Source organism: Ginsengibacter sp. (assembly GCF_057362405.1).
This window is the reverse complement of record NZ_JBMQQG010000029.1, coordinates 23491-29813: the sequence shown is the minus strand read 5'-3', so window position 1 is coordinate 29813 and position 6323 is coordinate 23491. Positions and strand designations below refer to the sequence as shown.

The following is a 6323-nucleotide window of genomic DNA, read 5'->3' as shown; positions in this document are numbered from 1 at the left end:
CCGATTCCGGCACTGGACGGAGGACATGTATTGTTTACTTTAATAGAAATGATATCAGGTAGGAAACCCAGTGATAAGTTCTTGGAATATGCGCAGATAGCAGGAATGGTGATTTTATTTGCTTTAATGCTTTTTGCCAACGGCAATGATTGGTTCGGCTGGGGAAAAGGGCATTAAAAAAAATGTACGATGTTGGATGTGCGATGCAGATCTCTGTTATTATTGTAATAATATCAAACAGGGGCATCAAATGCAATACTTCTTTCATTCGATCATGCAACGTCGTACATCTAACCTCGTACATCGCACGTGCACTAAAGTTCTATCCCAATCTTCTTCATCAATATAGAAGCGTTTAAGCTATTACAAACTCCCGGCCTTAATTTGTAGTCAAAATATAATTCGTCGTTGCTTACTTGTACATCAAAATGGTAATTGATAATACTTTCGGGATACTCATCTTTGATTTTTGCCAATTCAAGATCATGGGTAGCGATGATGGCTGCCGCATGATGTTTTATTAATTGTTTGACCAATGCTACGGAACCTGTATGTCGATCAAGCGAGTTGGTTCCTCTTAAAATTTCGTCCAGCAATATAAAAACTTTTTCTCCCGCATTTACTTTTTCAATAATCGTTTTTAATTTTTTCAACTCTGCATAAAACGTTGAAGTGCTTTCAGCAAGATTATCGGTTATGCGCATGCTGCTGATAACCTGCACATGCGATATTTTGAAATAAGTGGCACATACCGGTGCGCCAGCCATAGCCAATATAACGTTTACGCCTACACTGCGGAGGTAAGTGCTCTTGCCGGCCATGTTGGATCCGGTTACCAGCATTAATTCCCCATCGTGTTTTATTTCTATATAATTATTTACTCTCTTATTGTCAGTTATTAAGGGATGACCAACTTCTTTTCCTTCTATAAAAAAATAATCATCTGTTATTTCAGGGAAACACCAGGCAGGTTCATTAAAATGTAATACCCCAAGGCTGCTTAAAGCTTCTATATGCCCCAATGTATCAAACCACTTGTCAATATTCTTTTGTTGTTCCGACTTCCATTTTTCCAGGTCAAGCATTTGCTGCAGGTTCCAAAGTAATAGAATATTTAATGGCAGGGAGAGTACGAGGTTATACCTAAGGTCGAGCCTGTCAAGTAATTTATGCAATCTCGCAATATCCTGCGATGCATTTTTATTTTGATGAAAAAAAACCGATTGTAATTGCTTCAGCAAAGGGCTCTCAAAAGTTGTATTTTCAATATGCTCAATACTCCCCGATAATATGTCGATCTCATCTGCAATTTTTGATAGTGTTTCATGAACCGGCGCAACGTATTTATTGATCTGGTAAGCTATGGCTGCAAAAAGCAATAGAAAGAAATAAAATATTGATGATGAAACTCCATCAAAAATATATAGTGTAACAACCGAAATTATTATTGCCGGTAGAACATATCGTAACCATTTCCACGGTTTAAATTTTGTAAATAGGGGAGGTTCCGCAATCCAGCCTTCCAGCCGTTTTCTTGTTATGAAAGTGATTTTTTTTTCTTTACCTTTTGCCTGCAGGTCTTGTATCCATTCAATTTTATTAGAAAGTTCTTTTAAGGCATTTTGTCTTTGCAAAATAGTTTCTTTAGCTGCAGGTGTTTGTAAATATGCTGCCAGTTGCCAGCTTCCCATTTCTGATGTCGTTCTGTTTATATATTGAAATAGGGAATTGGCGCCAAAAATATCCATGTCGTTGGCGTATAAATGGTCTGCCGGAATGTGTTCATTGCCTTCAGAAAAAATACGATAATTTCCTTCAAGGAATTCTAACTCATCATTGTTGATATTAACGAGGTGTATGGTGTACTCAATGGCAGCTTTGTTTTTTAAATCTGCAAATAATAGTCTTATGAAAACTACCAACAAGAGTATACTTACAATTATAACATACCAAACACTTATAGACCATAAGACATAAAATACAATGATAATGGCTGCAATGGAGCCAAAACGCAACCATCCAAAACCGGATTTCCTTTGTTGTAGTCTCGTTAAATCTGTCTGCAGACCATCAATTCTTTTCTTATAAAATATCCCTGGTGCCATCTAAAATCTTAAATTAAAAGTTGGTAAAAATAAAGGTTATAATACTTACTTAAACACCCGGCTATATTTTGTAAATTTGCAGGTTCAATTGTTGATTGTTAATTGTCCATCACCAATTGTTTCGGGGCTGACCGGTATTGACAGCATAGTTCTTTGTAAGTATAAGCATGTAGTGCGTTGCGTAATTAGCACTTAAATATGAATACGAAAACTTTAAATGGCAATACTTCGTATGCCATGGCTGCTTAATTATTAATTAAGTAACCATTAGGGCCGTTGTAGCTGGCCAGACCTGTTGCCACGCTCTTCCGCCGACTCAAAAATAAAACGGGTTGCTGTAATCCAAGGCTGTGCGGATTGCTTAAGACCATCCAGCTAAGGAAAAAGTCGGTTTGTTTTGCTCCTGCTTTTTCCCGACAAATAATGCAAAAATAAACATGTAGAAGGCTTACGGCGAGTGTGTTTGGACCAGGGTTCGACTCCCTGCAGCTCCACTAATTTACAATTCAAACGAAATCAAAAGCCCGCAAACTCAATGTTTGCGGGCTTTTTTGTTTTTGGAGACTGATCAAAATGTTCAATAGTGTAAAAAAATTAAAAAGGCCAGATCCCGCGCCTAACCTTTAAGGTTGAAAACAAAAACAATTGTATTGATGAGATCCTGCCTCAAAATCTTATAAAAAAGTATACCTAAAACAATCTTTAAAACAAATTTTTTGAAAATGTCCAAATGAGGAGCGAACGATTCATAAGCTCTTTTCAGCTTGACATAGTCTTATAAATAAGCAAAGTGCTTGTGCAACAACTCTCTAAAAATTTGAATCGGTAGAATTTATGGCCACGTCTTCAAATCATAAATATCGTCTTTGCGATCTTTTACCGTCATGCATAAATAAATCATCTCAACCATTGTCCTTGTGTTCTTAAGGTAGCTTGCAACGCTGCTTTGGCACAATATTGGGGCTTACTTTTTCAACTATTTTTAATAAGAAAAATTTGCACTATGAAAAAGATTTTACTGGCCTTGCTAGTAAGCGGTACCACCTTAGTTGCATCAGCACAGAATTCGGATACTACCAATCGTGGTTCGATGACGAATTCATCATCCCATAAATATTACTATTACCCCTCATCAAATGTATATTTCGATCAGGCGAATGGAACATATTGGTATTGGGATAACGTTACATCCCAATGGAAGACGACCACTACAGCACCTGCTGGTGTCATTCTCCAAAAGAAGGATCGTCATGCAATAAATTATTCGGGCGATGAACCCTGGAAGAACAATGCAGAAGACATGAAAAGATATAAGCCAGAAAAAGACACCACAGGATAATAACTAAAAAAACAACATCCGGGTATATATCTTATTTATATCGGAATTGGCTTTTGCTCATTACGGAATTGCTGGAGCGTATCCGGAATAAGAAACGCACTTAGCTCAAAACGAGCAAGCTCCTTTTCCTGTAAGATGTCTTGATTTCGCTAAACAAAAGTGCTCTGCCGGACCCATCAGGCTCGAAATTTTTATTAGTTATATGCTGGCGTATTATTGCAGGCACCCTTGCATAATTTGACTGTTTCTGAAATGAATTGATTATTATTTTTGAATTGTACTGACTCCCTCTATATGGGTAGAAATTTAATGGCAGGTGTTTCAACCTGCCATTGTTAATTATTGCCACGTCGCACATCGCATTCGATTTACTAGCGACTCTTTTGTATGGCTTTTGCAGCCCCAAGATGCTTATACAATGTAGGTAAAGTTTTAGCGGCGAAATTTTTGAAGGCTGAATCGCTGGAATTTTTAGCCGCATCCTCAAAAAGATCAATATCGTCTTTGTGATCTTTTACCATCATGTCTATATAGTCCTTATCAAAATCTTTTGCACTCTCCTTGTTTAAGTCATCGATATGTTTTTGATCGTCCTGACTTATTGAAGAAGGCAATGAAATGTTTTTTTGTGCTGCAATGTCTTTTAATTTGTCATTGGCATCTGTATGATCCTTCACCATCATTCTGCCAAAGTCTTTAATTTTTGTGTTGGCTGATTTTTGTTCTGCCAATTTACCAAGTGCTACTTCCATCATGCCGCCATCAGCTGCTTTTACCGCAAATTTAGCCACATCATCGGTTACTGACATAGCATTGGCTACTGTATCTTTTTTGCTTTCTGACATATTAGTTGTGTCCTTTTTTGCATTCATATCATTGGCTGCATCAACACTGTCCTTTTCATTTCCGCTATTGTTGCACGCCTGCGTTGTCAACAAAATACTTGCAATTAAAATTGCTGAGATCTTTTTCATATTATTTATTTTTGGTTAACGATTATGATGTGAGGTTAACAAATAGCAAGCCATTCTGCTCTGCAAGTGTACAGCGCTGCAGTTACCCCCGGAATTAATTTTTTTGCATTTATCAACTGGCTGGCCTTGCTTTTTTATGGCCTTTTAATTTATAAGTATTAAATAGTTCGCGGTAAAGAATTTTGCAGTAAATAAAATTAAAAGTTAGGCCTGGTAAGAAGAAATGATGATTTTGATATGAATAGAATTGGGGAAAATAGGGCTCCGCTTGAGTGAATTAACGCATCAGTTAATTCAGTTTAAAAAATCGGGAGTGATCTGGTTTGTTAAATAAATGCCTTAACTGGGTGAGGGCGCAGGCTTCTTGTTTATTTAATTCTCCATTAATAAAAATATGTGGATATGCTTCCTCAAAATTTATCCAAAAGGTTATTGTAAGTTCTTTCTGTCTTTAGTTTGGGCTTATATAGTAATTCATGCACAACTAACTTAAGCTTCAACCATTTCAACCTCCCGACATTGTGGCAAAGTCTTTGCAAAAAAGCAATTATTTGGATTTAAGTAATATTGATGGGGACTGCGCATAAGGTATGTTACGCCCCAATGCAATAGGGTACAACCTTCGATAGGTGGATCAAAATCAAAGGCATAAAAAGTCTGCTAATCTCACTTTGAATGATTGTCTGGTATTAAATGATTCTTATCGGCATGCAATTTATTTAACCTGCATCTTGAATACGTCCATTTAGATCTATACAAGAATGAAAACATCAAAAAATTGCAAGCAACAGGCTGCAAAGGTAGCAGTGAAATATTGCCGGTGATTGGCGGTTATGACGGTGGGTAATTTTCGGATAGATGAAAAATTGATTTCAAAAGTAATAGGGTTGGCAGATTTCATTTCGCCTGATTTCGATATCAGCGCTTTAGAACTTCGAAAAAATATAGATGAAAGCAACAATAAGAGGCATATGGCATATTCTTAAAAAATCCGTTGTTGGTTTTTCAAACGACAGGATCTTAAAGCTAAGTGCAGCCCTCGCTTACTATACCGTATTTTCTGTGGGCCCGTTACTAATAGTTGTTATTTTTTTATGCAGTATTTTTTTTGGTAAAGAAGCTGTTGAGGGAACGATTTATGGACAAATACAGGGTTTCGTGGGACATGATGCTGCATTGCAGTTACAGGAAATAATAAAGAGCGCAGCAATAGCCGGCAAGGGAAAGGTCGCCGCAATTATTGGTCTCATAGTTCTGTTAATAGGCGCCACCAGCATGTTTAGCGAGATGCAGGATTCAATCAATATGATTTGGGAGATAAAAACAAAACCAAAATCTGCTATTTGGCTTTTTATAAAAAACCGTTTATTGTCATTCGGTGTCATCGCTAGTCTCGGCTTTCTATTGCTGGTTACATTGGTTATTTCGGGATTGATAGAAGCGTTAAGCCAGCGACTGCAATTGTACTTTCATGAGTTAACCATAACGGTGTTTTATATTCTTGATCTTATTTTAAATTTTGTTGTTATTACTGTTTTGTTTGGCGTAATATTTAAAGTATTACCCGATGCCAGGATAAAGTGGAAAGATATTACTGCAGGTGCTATCGCAACTGCCGTTCTTTTTATGCTGGGAAAATTTGCAATTTCTTTTTATATAACAAAAACTAACGTGGGCAATACTTATGGAACTGCGGGTTCGTTAGTAATATTACTGGTTTGGATTTATTATTCTTCGGTTATATTATATTTTGGAGCGGAATTTACAAAAGCCTATGCGATAAAATACGGGAGCCGTATTGCTCCAAATGATTACGCCGTTATTACCAAAACAGTTGAAGTAGAACACAGCAATAAAAGCTTTCAACAAGTTGAGCAGTTGGAAAAAAAGAACAAAAACTAAATT

General features: G+C 36.8%; 5 protein-coding genes and 1 other RNA gene. 4 read left to right on the top strand and 2 right to left on the bottom strand.

Annotated elements, in window-relative coordinates; translation table 11 throughout:
• Nucleotides 1-3: 3 nt before the first annotated feature.
• On the top strand, nt 4-177 hold the full coding sequence (locus ACO1O5_RS02385; RefSeq protein ID WP_486268092.1) for a site-2 protease family protein: 174 nt from the start codon (nt 4-6) through the stop codon (nt 175-177).
• 137 nt (nt 178-314) lie between these two features.
• Here the strand turns inward: ACO1O5_RS02385 and ACO1O5_RS02380 are convergent, their stop codons facing one another.
• A complete protein-coding gene (locus ACO1O5_RS02380; protein WP_486268090.1) occupies nt 315-2105 on the bottom strand; it encodes a MutS family DNA mismatch repair protein in 1791 nt (596 codons plus the stop codon).
• A gap of 123 nt (nt 2106-2228) precedes the next feature.
• Between ACO1O5_RS02380 and ssrA the strand changes: the two genes are divergently transcribed.
• Both ssrA and ACO1O5_RS02370 read left to right on the top strand, forming a co-directional pair.
• Nucleotides 2229-2602, top strand: a transfer-messenger RNA (tmRNA) gene (ssrA, locus tag ACO1O5_RS02375).
• Between the two features lie 506 nt (nt 2603-3108).
• Nucleotides 3109-3444 carry a hypothetical protein gene (locus ACO1O5_RS02370; protein ID WP_486268089.1) on the top strand — a complete coding sequence of 112 codons (336 nt, stop codon included), beginning with the start codon at nt 3109-3111 and terminating at the stop codon, nt 3442-3444.
• Nucleotides 3445-3815: 371 nt separating this feature from the next.
• On the opposite strand, the gene ACO1O5_RS02365 is transcribed toward ACO1O5_RS02370, so the two are convergent.
• Complete coding sequence (locus ACO1O5_RS02365) at nt 3816-4418, bottom strand: DUF4142 domain-containing protein (RefSeq protein WP_486268087.1); 603 nt, start codon at nt 4416-4418, stop codon at nt 3816-3818.
• A gap of 948 nt (nt 4419-5366) precedes the next feature.
• Here ACO1O5_RS02365 and ACO1O5_RS02360 point away from each other — a divergent pair.
• A complete protein-coding gene (locus ACO1O5_RS02360; protein ID WP_486268085.1) occupies nt 5367-6320 on the top strand; it encodes a YihY/virulence factor BrkB family protein in 954 nt (317 codons plus the stop codon).
• Nucleotides 6321-6323: the final 3 nt, after the last annotated feature.